The following is a 595-nucleotide window of genomic DNA, read 5'->3' on the forward strand; positions in this document are numbered from 1 at the left end:
GTCAAAATCTGGTTTTCCGATGTCGCCGGACGCCCCAGCCTGCCGGTCACGCCCCTGAAACTGACAACCCGCTCCGGCAAGGACCTGACCCTGTGTAAAGACTACGTCGTCCCAGGCGGCAGTTTTACCTTCCTCCCGTCAACGCAGGCATTTATCAACGGTAAAACCTACCCCTATGGCAACTGGGATTAAGAGGGATGAAAATGCGCAAACTACTGATACTTGCCCTGTTACTGGCCGCTGCAGGCTGCAGCCCACATCAATCTCACCCTTTACAGTCAAAACAGGCCGCCAGCGGGGACTGGACTCTACCTTACGGTAAGTGGAATTTTTCTTTTATCACCCCCTATGAGTTGCCAGCAGAAGCGCTTCATGTCCGGGTGATCGATACCGATGGTTACTTGTATACCTTTAACACGCTTGACCCAACCTCTCGTGACTCTGAATCCGTGGACAAGTGGACTGATGTGACCTTTGGCGGCAGCGTTAATTTCAACAAAGTCAAAAAACCCCCGCAGTACATTGTCTTCTGCTGGGATTCCTATATTGACCAGCAGACCTATGAAACCAGCGCCGTCTTCGGCCCCGAAACCTG

At 52.4% G+C, this 595-nt stretch carries 1 protein-coding gene and 1 pseudogene; both read left to right on the top strand.

The window, feature by feature from the left end; all coding sequences use genetic code 11:
• A pseudogene (locus OGX97_RS00590) lies at positions 1–192 on the top strand (DUF2931 family protein); the annotation flags it as partial.
• A gap of 5 nt (positions 193–197) precedes the next feature.
• Positions 198–595 (top strand): DUF2931 family protein (locus OGX97_RS00595; RefSeq protein WP_122984190.1); only part of this gene is annotated, 398 nt, incomplete at its 3' end.

The sequence above is a fragment of the Citrobacter sp. Cpo061 genome (genome assembly GCF_030332845.1).
Taxonomy (GTDB): domain Bacteria; phylum Pseudomonadota; class Gammaproteobacteria; order Enterobacterales; family Enterobacteriaceae; genus Citrobacter; species Citrobacter portucalensis.